General features: G+C 71.4%; 25 protein-coding genes. 15 read left to right on the forward strand and 10 right to left on the reverse strand.

Translation table 11 applies throughout. The features are described from left to right. Window positions 1–11: 11 nt before the first annotated feature. Window positions 12–1,121, reverse strand: a complete 1,110-nt coding sequence (locus NLX83_RS21275; protein WP_254236831.1) for a glycerate kinase family protein — start codon at window positions 1,119–1,121, stop codon at window positions 12–14. A 49-nt stretch (window positions 1,122–1,170) separates the two neighbouring features. Here NLX83_RS21275 and NLX83_RS21280 point away from each other — a divergent pair, with 49 nt between their 5' ends. Continuing rightward, window positions 1,171–1,815: a DUF3043 domain-containing protein gene (locus NLX83_RS21280; protein ID WP_254236832.1), complete on the forward strand. Its 645-nt coding sequence runs from the start codon at window positions 1,171–1,173 to the stop codon at window positions 1,813–1,815. A 65-nt stretch (window positions 1,816–1,880) separates the two neighbouring features. Next, window positions 1,881–2,867 carry an aldo/keto reductase family protein gene (locus tag NLX83_RS21285; RefSeq protein ID WP_254236833.1) on the forward strand — a complete coding sequence of 329 codons (987 nt, stop codon included), beginning with the start codon at window positions 1,881–1,883 and terminating at the stop codon, window positions 2,865–2,867. 120 nt (window positions 2,868–2,987) lie between these two features. On the opposite strand, the gene NLX83_RS21290 is transcribed toward NLX83_RS21285, so the two are convergent. Next, window positions 2,988–3,194 carry a hypothetical protein gene (locus NLX83_RS21290; protein WP_254236834.1) on the reverse strand — a complete coding sequence of 69 codons (207 nt, stop codon included), beginning with the start codon at window positions 3,192–3,194 and terminating at the stop codon, window positions 2,988–2,990. Between the two features lie 46 nt (window positions 3,195–3,240). Here NLX83_RS21290 and cobU point away from each other — a divergent pair, with 46 nt between their 5' ends. From cobU to NLX83_RS21310, 4 genes are all read left to right on the forward strand, one after another. Then, window positions 3,241–3,780 carry a bifunctional adenosylcobinamide kinase/adenosylcobinamide-phosphate guanylyltransferase gene (cobU, locus tag NLX83_RS21295; RefSeq protein ID WP_254236835.1) on the forward strand — a complete coding sequence of 180 codons (540 nt, stop codon included), beginning with the start codon at window positions 3,241–3,243 and terminating at the stop codon, window positions 3,778–3,780. 21 nt (window positions 3,781–3,801) lie between these two features. Further along, window positions 3,802–4,977, forward strand: a complete 1,176-nt coding sequence (cobT, locus tag NLX83_RS21300; RefSeq protein WP_374118782.1) for a nicotinate-nucleotide--dimethylbenzimidazole phosphoribosyltransferase — start codon at window positions 3,802–3,804, stop codon at window positions 4,975–4,977. Between the two features lie 124 nt (window positions 4,978–5,101). Next, the gene (locus tag NLX83_RS21305) at window positions 5,102–5,836 is read left to right on the forward strand and encodes an adenosylcobinamide-GDP ribazoletransferase (RefSeq protein ID WP_254236836.1); all 735 of its coding nucleotides are present in this window, start codon (window positions 5,102–5,104) and stop codon (window positions 5,834–5,836) included. Window positions 5,837–5,876: 40 nt separating this feature from the next. Next, window positions 5,877–6,596 carry an SDR family oxidoreductase gene (locus NLX83_RS21310; protein WP_254236837.1) on the forward strand — a complete coding sequence of 240 codons (720 nt, stop codon included), beginning with the start codon at window positions 5,877–5,879 and terminating at the stop codon, window positions 6,594–6,596. A gap of 61 nt (window positions 6,597–6,657) precedes the next feature. Here NLX83_RS21310 and NLX83_RS21315 read toward each other — a convergent pair whose 3' ends face one another. The 5 genes from NLX83_RS21315 to NLX83_RS21335 all read right to left on the reverse strand — a co-directional run bounded on the left by NLX83_RS21315 (window position 6,658) and on the right by NLX83_RS21335 (window position 11,155). Next, the gene (locus tag NLX83_RS21315; protein ID WP_254236838.1) at window positions 6,658–7,758 is read right to left on the reverse strand and encodes a branched-chain amino acid aminotransferase; all 1,101 of its coding nucleotides are present in this window, start codon (window positions 7,756–7,758) and stop codon (window positions 6,658–6,660) included. Window positions 7,759–7,820: 62 nt separating this feature from the next. Next, window positions 7,821–8,177, reverse strand: coding sequence for an MmcQ/YjbR family DNA-binding protein (locus NLX83_RS21320; protein WP_254236839.1), 357 nt, complete (start codon window positions 8,175–8,177; stop codon window positions 7,821–7,823). Window position 8,178: 1 nt separating this feature from the next. Continuing rightward, entirely contained in the window at window positions 8,179–8,814 is a 636-nt protein-coding gene (locus NLX83_RS21325) for a DUF402 domain-containing protein (RefSeq protein WP_254236840.1), read from the reverse strand. After that, complete coding sequence (gcvT, locus tag NLX83_RS21330; RefSeq protein ID WP_254236841.1) at window positions 8,814–9,923, reverse strand: glycine cleavage system aminomethyltransferase GcvT; 1,110 nt, start codon at window positions 9,921–9,923, stop codon at window positions 8,814–8,816. Before gcvT ends, NLX83_RS21325 begins: the two co-directional genes overlap by 1 nt. An 11-nt stretch (window positions 9,924–9,934) precedes the next feature. Beyond that, window positions 9,935–11,155 carry a hypothetical protein gene (locus NLX83_RS21335; RefSeq protein ID WP_254236842.1) on the reverse strand — a complete coding sequence of 407 codons (1,221 nt, stop codon included), beginning with the start codon at window positions 11,153–11,155 and terminating at the stop codon, window positions 9,935–9,937. 175 nt (window positions 11,156–11,330) lie between these two features. Between NLX83_RS21335 and NLX83_RS21340 the strand changes: the two genes are divergently transcribed. After that, entirely contained in the window at window positions 11,331–12,827 is a 1,497-nt protein-coding gene (locus tag NLX83_RS21340; RefSeq protein WP_254236843.1) for a leucyl aminopeptidase, read from the forward strand. 266 nt (window positions 12,828–13,093) lie between these two features. Here the strand turns inward: NLX83_RS21340 and NLX83_RS21345 are convergent, their stop codons facing one another. Further along, window positions 13,094–13,441: an oxidoreductase gene (locus NLX83_RS21345; protein ID WP_254236844.1), complete on the reverse strand. Its 348-nt coding sequence runs from the start codon at window positions 13,439–13,441 to the stop codon at window positions 13,094–13,096. 222 nt (window positions 13,442–13,663) lie between these two features. On the opposite strand from NLX83_RS21345, the gene lpdA reads away from it, so the two are divergent. The 8 genes from lpdA (at window position 13,664) to NLX83_RS21385 (ending at window position 22,127) form a co-directional block, all read left to right on the forward strand. Next, window positions 13,664–15,034 carry a dihydrolipoyl dehydrogenase gene (gene lpdA, locus NLX83_RS21350; RefSeq protein ID WP_254236845.1) on the forward strand — a complete coding sequence of 457 codons (1,371 nt, stop codon included), beginning with the start codon at window positions 13,664–13,666 and terminating at the stop codon, window positions 15,032–15,034. A gap of 59 nt (window positions 15,035–15,093) precedes the next feature. Continuing rightward, window positions 15,094–16,824, forward strand: coding sequence for a 2-oxoglutarate dehydrogenase, E2 component, dihydrolipoamide succinyltransferase (gene sucB / locus NLX83_RS21355; RefSeq protein ID WP_254236846.1), 1,731 nt, complete (start codon window positions 15,094–15,096; stop codon window positions 16,822–16,824). Window positions 16,825–17,025: 201 nt separating this feature from the next. After that, window positions 17,026–17,916, forward strand: a complete 891-nt coding sequence (locus NLX83_RS21360) for a TIGR01777 family oxidoreductase (RefSeq protein WP_254236847.1) — start codon at window positions 17,026–17,028, stop codon at window positions 17,914–17,916. Further along, window positions 17,913–18,554: a phosphatase PAP2 family protein gene (locus NLX83_RS21365; RefSeq protein ID WP_254236848.1), complete on the forward strand. Its 642-nt coding sequence runs from the start codon at window positions 17,913–17,915 to the stop codon at window positions 18,552–18,554. Before NLX83_RS21360 ends, NLX83_RS21365 begins: the two co-directional genes overlap by 4 nt. Beyond that, a complete protein-coding gene (gene lipB / locus NLX83_RS21370) occupies window positions 18,541–19,278 on the forward strand; it encodes a lipoyl(octanoyl) transferase LipB (protein WP_254236849.1) in 738 nt (245 codons plus the stop codon). The genes NLX83_RS21365 and lipB overlap by 14 nt, the downstream gene beginning before the upstream one ends. A 62-nt stretch (window positions 19,279–19,340) precedes the next feature. Beyond that, window positions 19,341–20,456: a serine hydrolase gene (locus NLX83_RS21375; protein WP_254236850.1), complete on the forward strand. Its 1,116-nt coding sequence runs from the start codon at window positions 19,341–19,343 to the stop codon at window positions 20,454–20,456. Continuing rightward, complete coding sequence (locus NLX83_RS21380) at window positions 20,453–20,935, forward strand: ArsR/SmtB family transcription factor (protein ID WP_254236851.1); 483 nt, start codon at window positions 20,453–20,455, stop codon at window positions 20,933–20,935. Before NLX83_RS21375 ends, NLX83_RS21380 begins: the two co-directional genes overlap by 4 nt. Window positions 20,936–20,939: 4 nt before the next feature. After that, window positions 20,940–22,127 (forward strand): transglutaminase-like domain-containing protein, encoded by a 1,188-nt coding sequence (locus tag NLX83_RS21385; protein WP_254236852.1) that lies wholly within the window; start codon window positions 20,940–20,942, stop codon window positions 22,125–22,127. Here NLX83_RS21385 and NLX83_RS21390 read toward each other — a convergent pair whose 3' ends face one another. Beyond that, window positions 22,128–23,063, reverse strand: a complete 936-nt coding sequence (locus tag NLX83_RS21390; protein WP_254236853.1) for an LLM class F420-dependent oxidoreductase — start codon at window positions 23,061–23,063, stop codon at window positions 22,128–22,130. 28 nt (window positions 23,064–23,091) lie between these two features. After that, the gene (locus NLX83_RS21395) at window positions 23,092–23,733 is read right to left on the reverse strand and encodes a TetR/AcrR family transcriptional regulator (protein ID WP_254236854.1); all 642 of its coding nucleotides are present in this window, start codon (window positions 23,731–23,733) and stop codon (window positions 23,092–23,094) included. Between the last annotated feature and the right edge of the window lie 38 nt (window positions 23,734–23,771).

A 23,771-nucleotide genomic window follows, 5' to 3' on the forward strand; every position in this document is an offset into this window, starting at 1 on the left:
CACATCCGCGCTCAGCGGCCGCTCCACTGCCCGGCCACGTGTTCGGCCAGGTCGGCGAGGGTACCGGCGGGGTCGGCGAGCGAGGCCGCCACCGAGCCCGCGTGCTCGGCGACCGCATAGGAGTCGTCGATGCCGACCGCAGCCGACTCGCGCCTGCCCACGCTGACCTGACCTGCCAGGACCAGGCACGGCAGGCCGCGTTCGGCGGCGCCCGCGGCCACCGCGGTGATCAGCTTCCCGCGCAGCGACTGCCAGTCGAAGCTGCCCTCGCCGGTGATCGCCAGCCGCACCGAGTCCAGCGCGGAGTCCAGCCCAGTGAGATCGCGCACAAGTCCGGCTCCCGAGACGACCTCCGCCCCGAGCGCGAGCAGCCCGGCGCCGAGCCCGCCCGCCGCTCCGGCGCCCGCGGTGTCGCGGACGTCCTCGCCGGTGGCCTCGGCGAGCACGTCGGCCCAGCGGCCCAACGCCCGTTCCAGGGCTTCGACCTCCGCGGCGTCGGCCCCCTTCTGCGGTCCGAAGGTGTGCGCGGCGCCGTGCCTGCCGAGCAACACGTTCTCCACGTCCGACGCCATCACCAGGCGCGCGGGGAACCGCGGCTTCGCGGTCAGACCCGTACAGCCCGTCAGCGGTCCGCCTCCCGGCGGCAGCTCGACACCGCCCTCGCCGAGCGGTGCGAACCCGAGCGCGGCGAACAGCCCCGCTCCGCCGTCGGTGCTCGCCGAGCCGCCGAGCCCGATCACGACCGTGTGCGCGCCCTCGGCCAACGCGGAGTTGACCAGCTCTCCGACACCGCGGGTGGTCGCTCGGGAAGCGTCGCGCTCGGCAGCGGGCACGAGGTGGAGGCCGCACGCCTGGGCGCACTCGATGTACGCGGTGCCGTCGTGTTCGAGCCATTCGGCCTCGACGCGCGCACCGAGCGGCCCCGTCACCTCCGCGCGGTGCACGGTCCCGCCGAGCGCCGCGTGCAGCACCTCGACGAAGCCGGGCCCGCCGTCCGCGAGCGGCCGCAGCACGAGCTCATCATCGGGGGCGGAACGCCGCCACCCCAAGGAAATCGCCTCCGCCGCCGCCCTCGCCGAGAGGGTGCCGCCGAAGCAGTCTGGCGCAACGAGAATCCGCACGGGGCGGACGGTACATCTTCGCGATTCGGACTGTCCTACTCTGTACGCCGTGAGGTTCCTTCGCCGCAACTCAGCCGTAGACCCCACGAACCCCGAAGAGGAGGTCGTGGAGGTCAACGCGGACGTCGCCGACGACCCGAAGGGGCACACCGCGGGCAAGGGCAAGCCCACCCCCAAGCGCCGTGAGGCCGAGGGCCGCCGTCGCGGTCCGGTCCCGCCGCCGCCGCGCACGCAGCGGGAGGCGCTGCGCCGGATGCGCGGCAGCCAGGCCAGCAAGGAAGAGCGCCGCAAGGCCGCGCAGTTCCGCCGCGAGCGGATGATGGCCGGTGACGACAAGTACCTGCTGCCCCGCGACCGCGGCCCGGTGCGCGCGTTCGTGCGCGACCTGGTGGACTCGCGGCGCAACCTCATGGGCCTGTTCATGCCGCTGGCCATCGTGGTGTTCATCGCGGTGCTGACGCCGAACCTCCTCGTGCAGCAGTACGCCAGCCTCGCGTGCATGTTCATGCTGCTGGCCATGCTCATCGAGGGCGTCATGCTCGGCAGGCTCGTGTCGAGGCGGGCCCGGCAGAAGTTCCCCGACGAGAACTTCAAGGGCTTCGCGCTCGGCTGGTACGCGTTCACCAGGGCCACCCAGCTGCGCAAGCTCCGCGTGCCCAAGCCGCGGGTCGGCTACAGCGACCGGGTGGTGTAGTTCACACACCTGGAGCGCGCTCCAGGTACTTAGCGAGGCGAACGAACCCGGTCTAGGCTCGTGGCATGGAGTTTCGTCGTCTCGGCCGCAGTGGCCTTTCAGTCAGTGCCATCTCCTACGGCAACTGGATCACCCACGCCTCGCAGGTCGAGGAGGACCAGGCGCTCGCCTGCGTGAAGGCCGCGCTCGACGCGGGCATCACGACCTTCGACACGGCCGACGCCTACGCCAACACCGCGGCGGAGTCGGTGCTCGGGCGCGCGCTCGCCGGACAGCGCCGGGAGAGCCTGGAGATCTTCACCAAGGTCTTCTGGCCGACCGGCCCCAAGGGCGAGAACGACAAGGGCCTCGGCCGCAAGCACATCACGGAGTCCGCCAACGCCTCGCTGAAGCGGCTCGGCACCGACTACCTCGACCTCTACCAGGCGCACCGCTTCGACCGGACGGTGCCGCTTGAGGAGACGATGCTGGCCTTCGCCGACCTCGTGCGGCAGGGCAAGGTGCTCTACATCGGCGTCTCGGAGTGGAACGCCGACCAGATCACCCGCGGCGCCGCCATCGCCCGCGAGCTCAACGTCCCGTTCATCTCCAACCAGCCGCAGTACTCCGCGCTGTGGCGGATCATCGAGTCCCAGGTGGTCCCGGCCAGCGAGCGCGAGGGCATCAGCCAGATCGTCTGGTCGCCCATCGCCCAGGGCGTGCTCACCGGCAAGTACAAGCCCGGTCAACCCGTCCCCGCGGGCTCGCGCGCCACCGACGAGGGCGGCAAGAACTTCGTCGCCCGCTTCCTGCGCGAGGACGTGCTGGAGAAGGTGCAGCTGCTGGAGCCGATCGCCGCCGAGGCCGGGCTGACCATGGCCCAGCTGGCCGTCGCCTGGGTCCTGCAGAACCCCAACGTGGCTTCGGCGATCATCGGCGCCTCGCGCCCCGAGCAGGTCACCGAGAACGTCAAGGCCGCGGGCGTGAAACTCGACGCGGAGATCCTGAAGAAGATCGACGAGGCCCTCGACGGCGTCATCGAGTACGACCCCCGCCTCACCATCACTCCCTAACCCCCTTTGCTCTGAACGACCCGTTGACGGCGTTGAACGCCCTGAACGGGTCGTTCGGGGAATCTAACGCCCCCAACGACCCGTTCGGGGAATCTAACGCCCCGATTGTTCCGTTGACGCTTACTGCTCCGGGGGGTGGAGGCTCATGGGGCCGTAGACGGGGGTGTCGTCGCCGTCGAGGAGGGTGACCTGGTCGACCCCGCCGTCGAGCAGGTCGGGCCAGTTCTCCTCCAGCCACTGCTCCGCGTCGGTCTGCTCGTCGAACTGCTCGTCCGGCCCGATCACGTCGACCTCGGTCGAATCCTGGTAGCGCCAGCGGTATCCCACGTCGCTCTCCCTCTCGCTCGGCCAGCGCAACGGTAACGTGGCGCCGGTGAGTCGACGCACGCTCGTGCTCGGCGGCGCCCGCTCCGGCAAGTCGGCCCATGCCGAGGGCCTGGCGCCCGCCGACCCCTCGGTGACCTATGTGGCGACGGCCCGCCGCCGCGAGGACGACACCGACTGGGAAGCCCGCATCGCCGAGCACACGCGGCGCCGCCCGGAGTGCTGGAAGACGGTGGAGACTGCGGACGGCCCCGCTCTCCCGGACTTGCTCACCGATGCGAGAAGCGACGAACTGCTGCTGGTGGACGATCTCGCGACCTGGCTGACCGACGTGCTCGACACCGCGAACGCCTGGGACGGCGGCGAAACGGGGCCCGTGCGCGCCGAAGTGGACCGGCTGACGAAGGCGCTGGCCGGGAGCGCGGCGCGGGTGGTGCTGGTGTCCGCGGAGGTCGGCCTGGGCGTCCATCCCGCGACGCCTTCTGGCAGGCTCTTTCGTGACGAGCTTGGCAGGCTGAACGCCCGCGTCGCCGAGGTGTGCGACACGGTCACGTTGCTGGTGGCGGGAATCCCGCTGCGGCTGCGCTGACCGCCGGATATGGAGGTTCGAGTGCCCGAGGACAGCGCTGACAAGGCTGTGGAGGATGCGGGTGTCTTCCCGCCGATCACACCGCCCGACGACGAGGTCCGCGAGCGGGCGGTCGCCCGGCACGCGCAGCTGACCAAGCCGGCGGGCTCGCTCGGCCGTCTGGAAGAGCTCGGCACGTGGATCGCGGCCTGCCAGGGCGCGTGCCCGCCGAAGCCGTTCGAGCGGGCGCGCGTGGTGGTCTTCGCCGGGGACCACGGCATCGCCGCCGAGGGCGTCTCGGCCTACCCCAGCGAGGTCACCGCGCAGATGGTGGCCAACTTCCTCTCCGGCGGAGCGGCGGTCAACGTGCTCGCCGCGGCCGCGGGCGCGACCGTCCGCGTCGCCGACATCGCGGTCGCTGGCGAGACCGCGCCGATGGTCAGCAAGTACAAGGTGCGCAACGGTTCCGGGCTCATCGACCGCGAGGACGCGCTCACCGCGGAGGAGACCGTCGCGGCGCTGCGCGCGGGCCGCGACATCGCCGACGAGGAGATCGACGGCGGGGCGGACATCCTCGTCGCCGGGGACATGGGCATCGGCAACACCACTCCGTCGGCCGTGCTCATCGCGGCGCTGACCGGCACCGAACCCGTGGCCGTCGTCGGGCGCGGTACGGGCATCGACGACCAGGGCTGGATTCGCAAGACCGCGGCGATCCGCGACGCGCTCCGGCGAGCCCGCAAGGTGGGCGCCGACCCGGTCGGCCTGCTGCGCACCGCTGGCGGAGCGGACATCGCCGCCATCGCGGGCTTCCTCGCCCAGGCCGCGGCGCGGCGCACCCCCGTGGTGCTCGACGGCGTCGTCGTGGGCGCGGCGGCGATGGTCGCCGAGGAGATGGCGCCCGGTTCGCGCGAGTGGTGGGTCGCCGGGCACCGCTCGGTCGAGCCCGCGCACACCATCGTGCTGGACCACCTGGACCTCAAGCCGATCCTGGACTTCGGCATGCGCCTCGGCGAAGGCTCAGGCGCCCTCACCGCGCTCCCCGTCCTCACCGCCGCCACCAGAATCCTCGCCGAGATGGCCACCTTCGCCGACGCCGGAGTCACCACCACCGCATCCTCCGACGCCCCAGCTCCCCCTCCCACGCCGAAGCCCCAAACCATCCCCGAACCCCCGCCCGCGCCGACCTACACCGTCGCCCCACCCCTCGACCTCTGACCCTCCACCTCGGCCAGAGCCGCCAAGAACGCCCGTTTCGTACTCTTAGCCGCTGGTGGAATCGATTTCTTCACGGCTTTGAGTACGAAACGGGAGATCTCCAGGTGGGCGGAGTGCGGGTGTGATGCGCGGAGTGCGGCTGGCGTTCTCGATGTTGAGCGTGTTGCCCGTGCGCGTTGATCACGTCGATCGGGAGACGGCGGGCAGGGCGATCACGGCGGCACCGCTCGTCGGCCTGGTGCTCGGAGTGCTCGCGGCGGGCGCGGCGTTGGGCGGAGCCGCGATCGGCCTGGCGCCGCTGCTGGTCGGAGTGCTCGTCGTGGGTCTGCTCGCCATCGCCACGCGGGGCATGCACGTGGACGGGCTCGGCGACGTCGCGGACGGCCTGGGGTGTTACGGCCCACCGGAGCGCGCGTTGAAGGTCATGCACGATCCCGCGGCCGGGCCGTTCGCGGTGGTCGCGCTGATCGTGAACCTGGGCGCACAGGCCGCGGCCATCAGCTCGCTCATCGCCCAGAACCGTTGGGGCGCAATAGTGATCGCCGTCGTCGCGGGACGCGTCGCCTTCGGCTGGGGGTGCCGCCGAGGTGTGCCGCCCGCGCAGGAGAAGGGCCTCGGCGCGCTCGTCGCGGGCACGCAACCCGCGGTCGTCCCCGCGATCTGGACGGCGCTCCTGGCAGCCGCCGCGATCACCGTGCACCCGTGGCTGGGCCCGCTCGCGGTGCTCGCCGCGACGGCCGCGGTGCTCGGTCTGCTCGCCCACACCACGAAGCGGTTCGGCGGTGTCAACGGCGACGTGCTCGGCGCCTGCTGCGAGGTCGCGACGACGGTCGTGTTCGTTGTCCTGTCAGGGAAGTGAACATTTTTGAAGCGCCGGTGCCGTCGGTTATGTGTGGTCGATGACCAAACCGCTCATCGTGATCACCGGAGCCAGCTCCGGGATCGGTTCCGCGACCGCGCAAACGTTCGCAGAGCTGGGCCACCCCCTGCTCCTGCTGGCTCGTCGCCTGGACCGCCTCGAGGACCTCAAGCTGCCCAACACCCTGTGCCGCTCCGTCGACGTGACGGACGCGAAGGCCGTCGCCCGCGCGGTGGCCGAGGCCGAGGCCCAGTACGGCCCCGCCGACGCCATCGTGAACAACGCGGGCGTCATGCTGCTCGGCCGCATCGGCGACCAGCCAACAGCCGAGTGGCGGACGATGTTCGACGTCAACGTGCACGGCCTGCTCAACGGCGTGTACGCGGTGCTGCCAGGCATGATCGAGCGCGGACGGGGCACGGTGATCAACGTCAGCTCGGTCGCGGGCCGCAAGGGCTTCCCGAACCACACGGTCTACTGCGGCACGAAGTTCGCGGTGCACGCGATGTCGGAGAACCTGCGCGAGGAGGTCGCGGCCAAGGGCGTGCGCGTGACCACGATCGCGCCCGGCGCGGTGGAGACCGAACTGCTCTCGCACACCAGCGACGAGGGCATCAAGGCCGACTACCAGGCGTGGAAGGAGGCCAACGACGTGCTCACCGCCGAGGACGTCGCGGCCACCATCCGGTTCACCTACGAGCAGCCGCAGCGGGTCTGCGTCCGCGAGGTCGTGCTGGCCGCGACCGCGCAGCAGGCGTAACCAAAAAGAGGGGCTCCGCCGCGAAGCCGGACCGCGGCGGAGCCCCTACTCGAACTCAAGATCAACCCAACGTGTGCATCCAGCCGTGGGTGTCCTCGACGGCGCCGCGCTGGAGGTCGGTCAACCGCTTGCGCAGCCTCATGGTCAGCTCGCCCGAGCCGCCGCCGTTGATGGTGAACTCACCGCCGGCGTGCTTCACCCGGCCGACCGGGGTGATCACCGCGGCGGTACCGCAGGCGAAGACCTCGGTGATCTCACCGGAGGCGACGCCCTTCTCCCACTCGTCGGTGGAGATCCGCCGCTCCTCGACCAGGTGGCCGAGGCCGGCGGCCAGCTCCAGCAGCGAGGCCCTGGTGATGCCGGGCAGCAGCGTGCCGGTCAGCTCGGGGGTGACGATGCGGGCCTCCGCGCCGGAGCCGAAGACGAAGCACAGGTTCATCCCGCCCATCTCCTCCACCCAGCGCCGCTCCACCGCGTCCAGCCAGACCACCTGGTCGCAGCCCTGCTCGGCGGCCTGGGCCTGGGCCAGCAGCGAGGCCGCGTAGTTGCCCGCGAACTTCGCCGCGCCGGTGCCACCGGGGGCCGCGCGCACGTACTCGGTGCTCAGCCACACGCTGACCGGCTTGATGCCACCGGCGAAGTACGCGCCCGCGGGCGAGGCGATCAGCAGGTAGCGGTACTGGCTCGCCGGGCGCACGCCGAGCCCGGCCTCGGTGGAGATCATGAAGGGCCGCAGGTACAGCGACTCCTCGCCGCCCGCCGCGGGCACCCAGTCGCGGTCGATGTCGATCAGCTCGCGCAGCGAGTCGAGGAACAGCTCGTCCGGCAGCTCCGGCATGGCCAGCCTGCGGGCTGACGCACGGAAGCGCTCCGCGTTGGCGTCAGGCCGGAACGAGGCGATGGTGCCGTCCGGCTGCCGATAGGCCTTGAGCCCCTCGAAGATGGCCTGGCCGTAGTGCAGCACCATGGCGGCCGGGTCGAGCGGGAAGCTGCCATAGGGCAGCACCGCGGCGTCGTGCCAGCCGCGCTCGCGGTCCCAGTCGATGCTGACCATGTGGTCGGTGAAGTACTGCCCGAAGCCCGGCTTGGCGAGTACCTGCGCCCGACGCTCCGCCGACACGGGGTTCGGGTTGGACGTCCGGGAGAAGGGCGCTGTCGTCATGGCAGCACGATAAACCTTCTTCAATCATCCGAACATCGCGATCCCGAACATCGGACGCCCGACTATTGCGCGGACCGGGACCCGGCGGCGTCATGCATGTTCACCAGGCGCTTGGGCGCGGTGCGCCGCCACGCCTCGCGAACCAGCTCGGCGATTTCCTCCGGATCGGCGGCGCGCAGGTCCACGCTCACCCACCCGTAGCGCCCGACGTAGTCCGCGACCGCGTAGACCTCCGGCGCGGCCGCGATCAACGCCTCCTGCTCCTGGGGCGTCGCCTTGACCGTGGCGCGGTGCCCGTCGCTGTCCATCGCGGCGAACATCTTGTCGCGGACGCGGAACGTCGGGTGCCCCCAGGTCTCCACCTCCTCGGACTCCAGGAGGTTCAGCGCCAGATCTCGGAAGTCCTCGGCGGAGAGCACGTCAGCGTTCCTCCATCACCTCGTCGGGCAGCGTCGGCAGCGGCCAGCCGGGCTCCGGCCGGAACTCGCACCACGTCCCATCGAAAGGGAAAAGTCCCGATTCGGCCAGACAGATCATCCGTTCGCCCTCCGCGCGCAGCCGGTCAAGCTGCTCCTGGGTGATCTTGCCTGCGGCCAGCGCCTCGACTGCCTCGTCCTCGTCCTTCCAGGACCAGCTCAGATCCGGTAGAACCTCGACGTCGAGCACGCCGTCCACGCGGCACACGGACGTGTCCGTGCGCCCCAGCGGGATCTCCAGGTTGACGTACCAGTTCAGGAAGGTGCCGTCCGGCAGGTAGAACCACCAGACGCTGGACCACTCCTCCTCGAACACCAGGCGCAGCGTCGAGGAGCCGACCCAGGCCGAGCGCACAGGCACCCTGCCGAGCCGGAACCGCTGGTCCAGCGGCACGTCGCGGGCGTGCTGACCCCCGGGCGCCCTGGTGGCGCGCACGGGGGTGCCGTCGGGAACCCAGCACACCAGCTGGTCCCCGTCGTCGGAGAGCACCCGTGCCGGGGTCACCGCGCCGAGCGAGCCGTCATTGCGCCGGAACGCGTAGAGGACCTCCTCGCCCGGCGCCCAGAGCCGCCCCGCCACTACTTGACGTTGGTCTGCACGAACGGCGGCTTCACGACCTCGCAGCGCAGCGAGCGCCCGCGCACGTCGAGGGTCACCTCGTCACCGATCTTCACGCCCGCCGAGGTGTCCAGCAGCGCCAGCGCGACGCCGATCTTGAGCGTCGGCGAGAAGGTGCCGGAGGTGGACTCGCCGATCCGCTCCCCCGCCGCGTTGAGCACGTCCATGTGCGAGCGGGGCACTCCGCGCTCCAGCGCGCGCAGGCCGAAGAGCTTGCGGGCCGGGCCGTTCGCCTTCTCCGCGCGCAGCGCCTCGTGGCCCCAGAAGGAGTCCTTCTTCCAGCCGACCGCCCAGCCGGAGCCCGCCTGCACCGGGCTGATCTCCAGCGACAGGTCCTGGCCGTGCAGCGGGTAGCCCATCTCGGTGCGCAGCGTGTCCCGCGCGCCGAGCCCGCAGGCGCGACCGCCCATGGGCGCCGCCGCGTCGAGCAGCGCGGCCCACAGCGCGGGCGCGTCGTCCCAGTTCGGCACCAGCTCGAAGCCGTGCTCGCCGGTGTAGCCGGTGCGGCAGACCCGGACCGTGCGGCCCTCCCACTCCGCGTCGGCGAAGGCCATGTAGTCCAGCTTCGTCGGCAGGCCGAGCGCCTCCAGCAGCTCCGAGGACTTCGGTCCCTGGACCGCGAGCACGCCGTAGTCGGTGTGCTGTTCGGTGACGGTGATGCCCTCCGGCGCCGCCGCGGCGAGCATCCGGCAGACCTCGGCGGTGTTCGAGGCGTTGGGGATGAGGAACACCTCGTCGTCGCTGACCAGGTAGGCGATCAGGTCGTCGACGACGCCGCCGGACTCCACGCAGCACAGCGTGTACTGGGCCTGCCCCGCGCCGATCTTGCGCAGGTCGTTGCTCAGGCAGGAGTTGACGAACTCGGCCGCGCCGGGCCCCGCGACGAGGGCCTTGCCCAGGTGCGAGACGTCGAAGACGCCGACCGCCTCGCGGACCGCGGTGTGCTCCGCGACGACTCCGCCGCCGGAGTACTGGATCGGCATCTCCCACCCGCCGAACGGCGCGAACGTGGCGCCGAGGTCGCGGTGCGCGGCGTGCAGGGGACTGGTGCGGAGCTGAGAGTCGGTCACATCGCCAGAAACTACCGCCACCGATGGGAAATCAAAGCCCCCAGGCAGGAACCCACCGCGAGCACCATGAGCGTGGTGAGCAACGTCATCGGCGGCAGGCTCATCGCGAGCATGACCGAGATCCCCAGCCCGAAGCACGCGGTGCGCATCGGCCAGGTCCGGTCCTGCTCGATCAGCTCCACCCGGGTCGCCGCGTTGGCGAAGGCGTAGTGGACCAGCACGCAGCACGCCGCCAGGTGCACCGCGTGCGCGGGGTCCAGCAGCGGCAGGGCCAGCGCGACGAATCCGGCCACGACCAGGTCGATCGGCCAGGTGGCGCCCGCGCGGGCGAGCGTGGCCAGCGGCGTCGCGACCTCGCGCTCGATCGCGGCCTCCACCACCATCCGGCGCATCGCGGCGAGCACCAGCACCAGGCAGGACGCGAGCCCCACCCCCGCGCCGAACTCCACGAACGGCACCATCACCGCTCCGTCGGCGGCGATCACCGCGTCGCGGAGCGGGGTGGGCGACAGGGCGAGCCGCGCCGGACCGAGCTGGTGCAGCAGGGCCAGCGCGAGCAGGGTGTAGAGCACGGTGATCACCGCGACGATCACCGGGATGGCCCGGCGGGTGGTGCGCCAGCCGGGCTGCGGTTCTCCGTCCGCGGGCGCGGTGACCCGCTCGAACCCGGCGAACCCGAGGAACAGGATCGCGGCCGCGGTCATCAGGCTGCGCGGATCACCGGCCTGGGGCACCGGGGCCCCGATCGGCGCGACCGGGGCGGGGACGGCCAGGCACGCGGCGATGACCAGGACGAGCACGATCAGCACGACGCCGCCGATCAACCACGCCAGTCCGCTGCCCCACCGGGACAACCCGCCCGCGTTGCCCGCCGCGGCGACCGCGAGCACCACGAACGCGGCCAGGCTCGGCTGGTCGGGCGCGACGTACTCGCCGAAGGTCGTCGCGAGCACCACGGCGAGGCAGCCCAGCGCGACGAACCGCCCGGTGCCCGCGACCCGGCCCGGCCAGCGGCCCATGTACTCGCGGATCGAGGAGCGCTCCGAGGTGGAGTACATCGCGCACAGCGCGGTGATCGCGGCCAACGGGAGCCCGGCGAGCAGCCACACGCCCGCGCCCGCCGCGGCGGGGGCCATGAGCAGGAACGGGCCGAGGCCGATCATGGCGCCTAGCCCGAGGACCACGACGCCGGGAAGCCGGATCGCGGTCGGTTGACGCGGCTTGATTGCCACGCGCACACCGTATGCCCCGCATCACCGTCACGCACAGCCACCTGACGGCTGACAGGGCGCGCTTCGCGATTACCATCCGGTAGCGAAGGCCGTGGCCCTGTACCTCCACGTCTTTCCCACACTCGAACCAGCGATCAGGCCCGGCACCGGCGCCGGGCCACGACGAGGAGCAAGCGTGACCGTCCCCAAGCTAGCGCTCACCGACAGTGACCCCACCACCGCCGCGACCGACACCGTCGTCATCGGCACCGTGCAGGGGGCGGACGGCCTGGCGCTCGCCGACGGCGCGGCCGCGGTGGACGCCGCGTTCGACGGCAAGCTCGTCGAACTGCTGGAGACCCTGGGCGCCTCCGGCAAGGCCGAGGAGGTCGTGAAGCTGCCCACCGCGGGCAAGCTGTCCGCCGCGCTCGTCGTCGCTGTCGGTGTCGGCGCCCCGAACGACGAGGGCACCGTCACCGCCGAGCAGGTCCGCAGGGCCACCGGCGCCGCGGCGCGCACGCTCAACGGCACCGCGCGCGTGCTGAACACCCTCGGCGAGCTGGACCTGGCCGCGGCCGTGGAAGGCCACGTGCTCGGCGGCTACACCTTCACCGAGTACAAGAGCGACAAGTCCGACGACAAGGCCGCGAAGGTCGAGTTCACCTGCGCCGCGGGCGCGAAGGACAAGGGCGCCAAGGCGAAGCTGAAGGCCGCCACCGCGATCGCCGAGGCCGTGATCACCGCGCGCGACTTCGTCAACACCCCGCCGAACGACCTGTTCCCGGCGTCCTTCGCCGAGCGCGCGAAGAAGCTCGGCGAGGCCGCGGGCCTGACCGTCGAGGTCCTCGACGAGAAGGCGCTGCGCAAGGGCGGCTACGGCGGCATCCTCGGCGTCGGCGGCGGTTCCTCTCGCAAGCCGCGCCTGGTCCGGCTGAGCTACAAGGGCCCGAAGGCGCGCAAGAAGGTCGCACTCGTCGGCAAGGGCATCACCTTCGACACCGGCGGCATCTCCATCAAGCCCGCCGCCGAGATGCACCACATGACCAGCGACATGGCCGGTGCGGCCGCCGTGGTCGCGACCGTGGTGCTCGCGGCGAAGCTGAAGTACCCGCTGGAGGTCATCGCGACCGTGCCGATGGCGGAGAACATGCCCGGCGGCGAGTCCTACCGCCCCGGTGACGTGCTCACCTTCCTCGGCGGCAAGACCTGCGAGGTGCAGAACACCGATGCCGAGGGCCGCCTCATCCTGGCCGACGCCATGGTCCGCGCGTGCCAGGACGGCCCGGACTACCTGGTCGACACCGCCACCCTGACCGGCGCCCAGGTCGTCGCGCTCGGCAAGCGCACCGCCGGTGTCATGGGCACCGACGAGTTCCGCGACCGCGTCGCCGCGCTCGGCCGGGGCGTCGGCGAGCACGCCTGGGCGATGCCGCTGCCGGAGGAGCTGCGGGCCGACCTGAACTCCAACGTCGCCGACCTGGCCAACATCACCGGCCACCGGTGGGGCGGCATGCTCTCCGCGGGCATCTTCCTGCGCGAGTTCGTCGCCGAGGGCGTCCAGTGGGCGCACGTCGACGTCGCGGGCCCGGCCTTCAACTCGGGCGGCCCCTGGGGCTACACCACCAAGGGCGGCACCGGAACCCCCGTCCGCACCCTCGCCGCCGTCCTAGCCGACATCGCCGAAAACGGCTGACCCACCCCACGTTTTGCCCTGAACGAGTCATTCGGGGAGTTGGGGGCCCTGAACGAGTCATTCAGGGCCCCCAACGCACCAAACGCGACATTGGCGAGGCCCGTTTCCCCAGGACGACGGACCTCCACACGCCCCCACCACCCCTCCCCACCCCCACGTTTACGTGCTGAATGAGTCATTGAGGGCGCTCAAGTACCTCAATGACTCATTCAGCACGTTCAACGGACCAAACGCGACATTGGCGAGGGCGGTGGTGGAGCGCGGGGTCAGTTGAGGTCGTCGCGTTGGGCTCGCTTGCGCAGGACGCGCTGCCGTTCGGTGTAGTCGCGCATCCGCTTGGGGTAGCCGACCAGTGCCACGTCGTAGACGGGAATGCCCAGCTTCTTGCCGAGCTTGCGGGCGCCTTCCGGGCCGTCGACGCGCCTGCGGGTCCACTCGCCGTCGTAGGCGATGAGCACCACAGTGGTCTCCGTCACCGTGGTCTTCGGCTCGACGTAGGCCTCGACGCCGCGCCGCTGCTTCGCCCACGCCACGAGGTGGTCGGTGTCGTCGTTGGACGATCCCCGCAGCGTCCCCGGCTTCTGCCGCTTCCGGAACCGGTCGAAAAGACCCATCGCGACACCTCCTTCACCTGGTCGTCAGATCTTGCCAGCAGGCGTGTGGGGCCGCCGTTGCGATCCATCGGTTGTCATCCGGAGGACTCGCTGACGGGCCGCGTCGCCAACAGAGCCGAACAGGTGACAAGATGGCGCTTGCTCGCGCGCCGAGTCGCGCACGCGGGCACAAGGGCCTTGAAGACCAGTGATTGAAACCGTTGCCTCCTCAGAGGAGATGCTGTGACCGACACCTCCGCCGACCTCGTGATCCTCGGCGGCGGCTCGGGCGGCTATGCCTGCGCGTTCCGCGCGGCCGAGCTCGGCCTGTCCGTCGTACTGGTGGAGAAGGACAAGCTCGGGGGAACCTGCCTGCACCGCGGCTGCATCCCGACGAAGGCCCTGCTGCACGTGGCCGAGGTGGCCGACAACGCGCGCGAGGGTGACCAGTTCGGTGTGAAGAGCTCGCTCGCGGGCATCGACATGGCCGGGGTCAACTCGTACAAGGACGGCATCGTCGGCGGCCTGTACAAGGGCCTGCAGGGCCTGGCCAAGGCCAACAAGGTCACCCTGGTCGAGGGCGCGGGCACCTTCGTCGGCCCGAACACAGTCGAGGTCAACGGGCAGCGCTACACCGGCAAGAACGTGGTGCTCGCGACCGGCTCCTACGCGAAGAGCCTGCCCGGCCTGGAGATCGGCGGCCGGATCATCACCAGCGACCAGGCGCTCAACCTCGACTACGTGCCGCAGAAGGTGGTCGTGCTCGGCGGTGGCGTGATCGGCGTGGAGTTCGCCAGCGTGTGGCGTTCCTTCGGCGCCGAGGTCACCATCATCGAGGCGCTGCCCCGGCTGGTCCCGTCCGAGGACGAGTGGGCCTCCAAGCAGCTGGAGCGGGCCTTCCGCAAGCGCGGCATCGCCTTCAAGACCGGCGTCCGGTTCAGCGGCGCCACCCAGACCGACACCGGTGTCCAGGTGAGCCTGGAGTCCGGCGAGTCCCTCGAAGCCGACCTGCTGCTCGTGGCCGTCGGCCGCGGCCCCAACAGCGCGGGTCACGGCTACGAGGAGGCCGGTCTGCGGATGGAGCGCGGCTTCGTCCTCACCGACGAGCGCCTGCGCACCAACCTGCCCGGCGTCTACGCCGTCGGCGACCTGGTGCCCGGCCTGCAGCTGGCGCACCGCGGCTTCCAGCAGGGCATCTTCATCGCCGAGGACATCGCGGGCCAGGACCCGCGGGTCATCGACGAGGCGGGCATCCCGCGGGTGACCTACTGCAAGCCCGAGGTCGCCTCGGTCGGCCTGAGCGAGGCCGCCGCCAAGGAGAAGTACGGCTCGGTCGAGACCTACCTCTACAACCTGGCGGGCAACGGCAAGAGCCAGATCCTCAAGACCGCGGGCGGCGTCAAGCTGGTCAAGGCCCCCGAGGGTCCCGTTGTCGGCATCACCCTCGTCGGCGAGCGCGTGGGCGAGCTCATCGGTGAGGCGCAGCTGATCTACAGCTGGGAGGCGTTCCCCGAGGACGTCGCCCCGCTCATCCACGCCCACCCGACCCAGAACGAAGCCCTGGGCGAGGCGTTCCTCGCCCTGGCCGGCAAGCCGCTGCACGTGCACGGCTGACGTCGGCACGAAGCGAAGTCAGCCACACGAGCCACGAAAGCGCGAGGAGTCAGCGAGAGATGGCCTTCTCAGTCCAGATGCCGGCCCTGGGGGAAAGTGTCACCGAAGGCACCGTCACCCGGTGGTTGAAGCAGGAGGGCGACCGGGTTGAGGTGGACGAGCCGTTGCTCGAAGTGTCCACCGACAAGGTCGACACCGAGATCCCCTCGCCCGCGGCGGGCGTGATTCAGCGCATCGTCGTCGCCGAGGACGAGACCGTGGACGTGGGTGCCGAGCTCGCGGTGATCGGGGACGGCGACGGCGGCGGTTCCGCCGAGCCCGCCCCGGCCCCGCAGGCCGCGTCCGCCCCGGAGCCCGAGTCCCAGCCCGAGCCGGAGCCCGAGCCGCAGGCGCAGGCGCAGCAGGAGTCCGCTCCCGCGCAGTCCTCCGGTGGCGGCTCGGCCGAGGGCACCGACGTGACCATGCCCGCGCTGGGCGAGAGCGTCACCGAGGGCACCGTCACCCGGTGGCTCAAGCAGGTCGGCGACTCGGTCGCGGCCGACGAGCCGCTGCTGGAGGTCTCCACCGACAAGGTCGACACCGAGATCCCCTCGCCCGCCGCGGGGACCCTGCTGGAGATCGTCGTCGGCGAGGACGAGACCGTCGACGTGGGCGCGAAGCTCGCGGTGATCGGCAGCTCCGACTCGAAGCCCGCCGCCAAGCCCGAGGCCCCCGAGCCCGCTCCGGCACCGGCTCCCAAGGCAGAGGAGCCCAAGGCCGAGGAGCCCGAGCCCGCCCCGTCGGCTCCGGCTCCGGCGGCACCGGCCCCCAAGGCCGAGGAGCCCAGCACCAACGGTGACGCGAGCGGCTCGCCGTACGTCACGCCGCTGGTGCGCAAGCTGGCCGCGGAGCACCGCATCGACCTCAACACCCTGAAGGGCACCGGGGTCGGCGGCCGCATCCGCAAGCAGGACGTGCTGGCCGCGGTCGAGGAGGCCAAGGCGGCGAAGGCGGCTCCGGCCCCCGCGCCCGCCGCTGCCCCGAAGGCCGCTCCCGCCGCCGCTCAGCCGTCGGCGCAGGCGCAGGCGCTGCGCGGCAAGACGGAGAAGCTGTCCCGCCCGCGCCAGGTCATCGCGCGCCGGATGCGGGAGTCGTTGCAGGCCACCGCGCAGCTGACCACCGTGGTCGAGGTGGACGTCACCAAGATCGCGCGGCTGCGCCAGCGGGCGAAGGCCCAGTTCGAGGCCCGCGAAGGCGTCAAGCTGTCCTTCCTGCCGTTCTTCGCCAAGGCGGCGGTCGAGGCGCTCAAGCAGCACCCGGTGCTCAACGCCGAGATCAACGAAGAGGCGAAGGAGGTCACCTACCACGCGGAGGAGAACCTCGTCATCGCCGTGGACACCGAGAAGGGCCTGATGGTCCCGGTGATCCACAACGCCGGTGATCTGAACATCGCGGGCCTGGCCCGCAAGATCGCCGACGTTGCCGAGCGCACCCGGACCAACAAGATCGGCCCGGACGAGCTCAGCGGTGGCACCTTCACCCTCACCAACACCGGCAGCCGCGGCGCGCTGTTCGACACGCCGATCTTCATGCCGCCGCAGGTGGGCATCCTGGGCACCGGCGCGGTCGTCAAGCGCGCGGTCGTGGTGACCGACGAGTCGGGCGGCGACACCATCGCCATCCGCTCGATGGTCTACCTGGCCCTGTCCTACGACCACCGCCTGGTCGACGGTGCGGACGCCGCGCGCTTCCTCACCACGATCAAGCAGCGCCTGGAAGACGGTTCCTTCGAGGCCGACCTCGGCGTCTAGCCCCGCACTCCGGCACGGGAGCGGCCCCCGGCGACCTCATCGGTCCCGGGGGCCGCTCCCGTTCCAGCGAGGGTCCGCCCGTCTTCAAGTACCGCGAACCCCACCCCCAGAGGTCGCAAACCGCAGCAAACACCTGGGCCCACATTCGATCTTGTGGTGGTGGGGTGTGCACGGAGGCGGGTGTTTGGGGAACATCGGGGTATGCGCGTTGTGATCGCAGGCTCGTCCGGTCTGATCGGCTCGGCCCTGATCCCGGTGCTGCGGCAGGCCGGGCACGAGGTGCTGCGCCTGGTTCGCCGCAGGCCGGCCGCCCCGGACGAACGGGGGTGGGACCCCTACGCGGGCAGGCTGGACGAGGGCGCGCTGGACGGTGCCGACGCAGTGGTGAACCTCTGCGGCGCGGGCATCGGGGAGCGGCGGTGGACCGAGGAGCGCAAGCGGGCCCTCATCACCAGCCGCATCGTGCCGACCCGCCTGCTGGCCGAGGCCGTCGCGGAGCGCAAGGTGCCGACGCTGGTCAACGGTTCGGCCGTGGGCTTCTACGGCGACACCGGCTCTCGGGTGGTGGACGAGACCGCCACCGCCGGTGAGGGTTTCCTCGCCGACCTCTGCGAGCAGTGGGAGCACACCGCGGAGCGGGCGATGGTGGGCGGGTCGCGGGTGGCGATGGTGCGCACCGGGTTGGTGCTCTCCCCCGCGGGCGGCCTGCTGGGCCAGCTGCGGCCGCTGTTCTCGCTGATGCTCGGCGGGCGGCTCGGCTCCGGCCAGCAGTACATGCCGTGGATCTCCCTGGACGACGAGGTCGGCGCGATCCGGTTCGTGCTGGAGAACGAGGCGGTCAGCGGGCCGGTCAACCTCACGGGCCCGCTCCCGGCGACCAACGCGGAGTTCACCGCCGCGTTCGGCAAGGTGCTCGGGCGGCCCGCGCCGTGGATGGTGCCCGGGTTCGCGCTGCGCCTGGCGCTGGGCGGTTTCGCCGACGAGGGCGCCCTGATCGGCCAGCGCGCCGTGCCCGCGGTCTTGGAGCGCACGGGCTACGAGTTCCAGCACCCGACGCTTGAGGCCGCGCTCGACGCCGCGGAGGACCGTTGACGGCGCCGTCCCGGCCACTGCTCGCGACGGTCGGCGGCACGCTCTTCGCGGCCTGCCTCGTCCTGGGCACCCTGGTCAACAACAACCCGCCCACGATCGACATCTGGTTCGTCGAGGCGTTCCGCGGCGAGCACGACCAGCTGCTCGGCCAGATCATCAAGCCGCTCACCGACGTCTTCGGGCCCGCGCTCGCGTTGTCGCTGATGGTGGCCCTGGTCTTCGGCTTCGGCTACTACACGGGCGTCGGTGACAGCGCCCGCGCCGGGGTGATGGTCCGCGCCGCGCTCGTGCTCGGGCTGTCATGGGCCGTGGTGCAGCTCAAGGGTGTTTTCGTGCGGACGCGACCACGCGTGTTTCCCGGCGAGAGCTTCCCCAGCGGGCATGTCACAGCCGTCACCGCGGTCACGGTCACCGTTGTCGTGCTGATCGTGTGGAGCGGTCGCGAACTCGCGCGCTGGCTGCCCGGAGCACTCGCGTTCGTGGTGCTCCTGGCCGCGTCCTGCCGCGTGATGCTCGGCGTGCACTACCTGACCGACGTGGTCGGTGGTTTCGTCGGCGCCCTGGGCGTCGGGTTGCTCGTCTCGGCGGCGGTTTGGCCTCCTGGCAAGGGAGTACTGTCGAACCGTGAGTCGTCCTGACATCTCCTGCCGCGTCGCGAGCACTCCGGTCCAGGTCCGCCACCTCGGGCTGATCGACTACGTCGAGGCGTGGGAGCTGCAACGCGAACTCGCCGCCGCGCGCGCCGACGACACCGGCCCGGACCAGCTGCTGTTGCTGGAGCACCACTCCGTCTACACGGCGGGCAAGCGCACGCAGCCGGAGGACTGCCCGGACGACGGCACCCCCGTCGTCGAGGTCGACCGCGGCGGCAAGATCACCTGGCACGGACCGGGGCAGCTGGTGGGCTACCCGCTGATCGGGCTGGCCGAGCCGGTGGACGTGGTCAACTACGTGCGGCGGCTGGAGCAGGCGCTGATCGTGGTGTGCCAGTCCTACGGGCTGGAGGTCGGCCGCGTCGAGGGCCGCAGCGGCGTCTGGCTGGCCGGGGACGCCACCCGGCAGGAGCGCAAGATCGCCGCGATCGGCATCCGGGTGCAGCGCGGCGTCACCATGCACGGCTTCTCGCTCAACTGCGAGCCGGACACCAAGGCGTTCGACCGGATCGTGCCCTGCGGGCTGACCGACGTCGGCGTGACCTCGCTGTCGGAGGAGGTCGGCCGCCGGGTCACCGTCGCCGAGGCGCTGCCGCTGGCCGAGCGCGCCGTGCTGGCCGCCCTCGAAGGCGAGATCCAGGTCAGCGAGATCAACATCGCCCGCGCCGCGCCCACCGCTCCCGGCATCACCTTCGCGCTGCAAAACTAGACGGCCACCGACCACCCTCTCTACTATTCCGGAATTACGGAAGACTAGAGGGGGAGTTCGGAATGCTCAGCAGAAGGCACCTGCTCGGCGCGGCGGCCCTGGCCGTGCCCGCGACGCTCGTCCTGCCCGGAATCGCGCAGGCGGAGCCACCCAAGACGCCGGATGCCTGGGTGGAGTGGTTGCGCGGCAACAAGGACAAGGTCGGCGTCCACCTCGACAACGGCAAGGGCGGCGTGGTGGCGCACCGCCAGGGGGTCGCGCAGCCGCTGGCGTCGGCGATGAAGATCGTGCACCTGGCCGCCTACGCCACCGCCGTCGCGGAGAAGCGCCTCGACTCGCAGCGCCGCGTGCGCATCGCCGACTGGGAGTCCTACTACCTGCCGAACATGGACGGCGGGGCGCATCCGGCCGCGCTCAAGCGCCTGAACATCCCGCTGGACCCGAGCGGCCTGTACGCGGCCGACCCGCGGCGCGAGGTGGCGCTCGACGACCTGGCGCTCGCGATGATCACCTTCAGCGACAACGCCGCGACGGACTACCTCGCCGTGCTGCTCGGCGAGCCGGAGCTGCGTCGCGCCGCCGCCGTGGTGGGCTGGGCGCACGCGGACATCCGGATGATCACCGGCGAGATGCTCATCGCCTTGCACGGCGAGGACCCCAAGCCGGTCGAGGTCCGCAAGGCCACCGGCATCAAGTACGCCAAGCGCTACGCGAGCGACCCGAAGTACCGCGAGTGGGTCATCGCCACGCTCTACCCGAAGCTGCCCGGGTACGAGGGTATGGCGCCGTGGGCGAACGCGACCTGGGCCGCCTCCGCGCACGACCTCGCCAAGCTGCACCGCGCGCTGGCCACCGGGAACTACCGCCCCACCGCGGCCGCGCCGATCGCCAGGACCCACCTGGAGCGCTCGTTCGGCCCGAATCCGAGGCCGGGCTTCGAATCCTTCGGTTTCAAGGGCGGATCGCTGTCCGGCGGCATCCTGACCCTGGCCTTCGGCGCGCGTCGCACGGACGGCACGGTCAGCTCGGGCGCGATGCTCTTCCGCGGGCTCAGCCTCGCGGAGTTCACCGAGCAGCGGTCGCTGGTCGACCTCGTGATCAACGCGGCCGTCGATCCGGCGTGGCAACGGAGGGTGGCCGACGCGCTCGGGACGCGGCCAGGCATGCTCGGAGGATGACCGAGAGCAAGCCGGGCGACCTCGCCGCCAGGGTCACCGAGCTGGAGCTCCGGGTCGCCGCGCTGGAGGGCCGCGCGGCGACCGGGGAGCCCCTGCGGGAGGACGGCGGCGGGCTGCTGGCGTACGAGGGCACCGTGACGCTGCACCACGAGCTGTCCTGGAAGATCCTCTCCCGGCCCGAACCGCTGCTCGGCCTCCCCGACGCGCCGCGGACCGAAGTCCTTGCGGCGCTGGGCAATCCGGTGCGCATCGCGGTGATCCGGCTGCTCGCCACCGACGGTCCGCAGCCCGCGTCGGCATTGCAGGCCGCGGCCGGGCTCGGTTCGACTGGGCAGCTCTACCACCACCTCAAAGCGCTCACCGGCGCCCGCATCGTGGAGCAGGACGGGCGCGGCAGCTACCGTTTGCGCCCACAGGCCACGGTCCCCGTCCTGATCATGCTGGCCGCCGCGTCGGACATCGCGGGCCAGCTGCACTGACCTCATGGAGAGCCCGGATATGCGCCGCCTGACCTGGTCCATCCACAACCACAGCGAATCGCCGATGACGCTGGTGCTGGCGCGGTTGCCCGACACACCGAGGCAGTCGGTCACGTCCTGCTCCGTGGACCCCGCGCCCCACGGCAGCACCGACGACGCGTGGCTGGTGTCCGTCCCGCCCGGCAGGCGTGCCGCTCTGCGAGCGGAAGTCCTTGTGCACCAACCTGATCCCGCGCGCGCGACGCCCGAGCTGTCCGAGGACGAGCGCGCCAGGTACACCGCCTCAACCGCGCTCGTCCCGCTGTCGGAGACCATCCGCGCGGAGGCGCTGCGGCTCGTCGGGGACCGGACCGAGCCGAAGGAGATCGCGCGGGCGTTCTTCGACGAGCTGGTCAGCGACCGCTACCGCTACGCCTGGCCGACCGGCGATCTCGGTGCTGAGGCGATGTTGCGGGACCGGAGCGGGGACTGCGGCGCCTACGCGTTCCTCTTCGTCGCGTGGTGCCGGGCGATGGGCATCCCGGCCCGGACGGTCTTCGGCACCTGGGCCACCGGGCGGCTCCAGGCGCACGCGTGGGCGGAGTTCCACGTCTCCGGGACCGGGTGGCTGCCGGTCGACCCGAGCTTCGCGTGGCTCACCGCGCACCAGCGCTGGCCCGCGAAGAGCAGGGAAGCCGTGGAGAGCAACTTCGGCGACCTGCCCGGCGAGCGGATCGTCTTCAGCCACGACGCCGAGTTCCCGCTGCCGGACGGCCTGGACCTGCCCGCGGCTCCGGAAGCCGCGGCGGGCGGGCGCAACAGCAAGTCGAGCTGGGACGGCACGATGCTGATGGCCGGTCGGCGCGTGCAGTGGGGCGCGGAGACGCTGGCGGGCAACGTTCCCTACCTCCAGCCCGCGTACCCGGTCTACGCCGATGGCAACGCCGACCCGCGCGTCACCCTGGGCAGCTGGCTGGTGGAGACCCCGCGCACCCGGCTGCTCGCCAAGCTCGGCTACGTGCTGTGCGCGCTCGCCGCGCTGCTGTTGCCGTTCCTGGCAAGGGAATCGGCGAACCCGGTCACCTCGGTGCTCGTGGTCGGCGCGGTCGTCCTGTTCGAGGTCTGGCTGATCGCGTCGCGGCGGAGCTTGCTCATCCCCGCCGCGACGCTGGTCGGCCTGCTGGGCTTCATGACCCAGAACCTGTTGACCTAGCTAGGAAACCTGCGGAAGCACCTCGCTGGCGATCAGCTCGATCTGGTCGAGGTCGCCGAGGTCCATCATCTGGAAGTAGACGCGGGTGATCCCGGTCTTGTCCTTCCACTGCCCCAGCTTGTCCACCACCTCGGCGGGCGAGCCCGCGAGGCCGTTGCGCCGCAGCTCCTCGGCCTCGCGGCCGATCGCGGCGGCGCGCTCGGCGAGCCTGGCCTCGTCCTTGGCGACGCAGCCGACCATGACGACGGAGCGCACCACCGAGCGCGGGTCGCGGCCCTTCTCCGCGCAGGCCGCCGCGACGCGTTCGAACTGCGTGACCGCGGTGTCGATGTCGGCGAAGGGCACGTTGAACTCGTCGGCGTAGCGCGCGGCCAGCTTCGGCGTGCGCTTCGCCCCGAGCCCGCCGATCAGCACCGGCGGATGTGGGCGCTGCGCGGGCTTGGGCAGCGCGGGCGAGTCGGTGAGCTGGTAGTGCTGCCCCTGGTAGGAGAAGGTCTCACCCTCCGAGGTCTGCCACAGGCCGGTGATCACCGCGAGCTGTTCGGCGTAGCGGTCGAACCGCTCCCGCACATCGGGGAACGGGATGCCGTAGGCGGTGTGCTCCTCGGCGAACCAGCCGGAGCCGAGGCCGAACTCGACCCGTCCGCCGGACATGTGGTCGACCTGCGCCACGGAGATCGCCAGCGGTCCGGGGTGGCGGAAGGTGCCCGCCGTCATCAGGGTGCCGAGGCGGATGCGCGAGGTCTCCCGCGCCAGCCCGGCCAGCGTGATCCACGCGTCGGTCGGTCCGGGCAGCCCGGTGCCCCCGCCCATCTTCAGGTAGTGGTCGGAGCGGAAGAACGCGCCGTACCCCGCGTCCTCGGCACAGCGAGCCACGCGCAACAGGTCGTCGTAGGTGGCCCCTTGCTGGGGCTCGGTGAAGATCCGGAAGTCCACGGGCACCGAACCTAGTGGCGCACACCACTCACTGCCCAGTGGCAACCGGGCAGTCGGTCCACCCGGTTTCCTTCAGCGCGCGCAGCCCGGTCACCACGCTCTCGATGCAGCGGCCGATCTCCTCGCTGGCCTTCTTCTGGTCCTCGGCCGCGGCGATCATGGTCGCTCCCCCGGCCAGCGCGCCGAAGAGCAGCCGCGCCATCGGCTCCTCCGGCAGCTCGCCGATCAGCCCGGAGTCCATCAGCCCGCTGACCGCCGTGCGGACCAGCCCGTAGCTGAACCGCTCCTCCGCCCGCTTCCACTGCTCGTAGCCCATCACCACCGGGCCCTCGTGCAGCACGATCCGCTGGTAGGCGGGTTCGAGGCAGACCTGGAGGTAGGCGCGCAGGCCCTCCAACGAGGTCTGCCACACGTCACCGGGCTGCGAGACGATCTCCGAGAGCCGGGCGAGCATGTCCTGCTCCACCGCGTCGAAAGCGGCCTCGAACAGGCCCTGCTTCCCGCTGAAGTGGTGGTAGAGCGCGCCCTTGGTGACCCGCGCCCGCTTGCACACCTCATCCAGCGAGGTGCCCGCGTAACCGCGCTCGGTGAACAGCACGACAGCCCCGTTCACCAGGGCTTTCCTGGTGGATTCCGAGTAGTCCACCCGCCGCGGCCGCGCTGTCGCCATGCTCACAACACTACGACATACCGAGAGTACGTACCGAT

It is taken from the genome of Allokutzneria sp. A3M-2-11 16 (genome assembly GCF_024213555.1).
Lineage (GTDB): Bacteria > Actinomycetota > Actinomycetes > Mycobacteriales > Pseudonocardiaceae > Allokutzneria.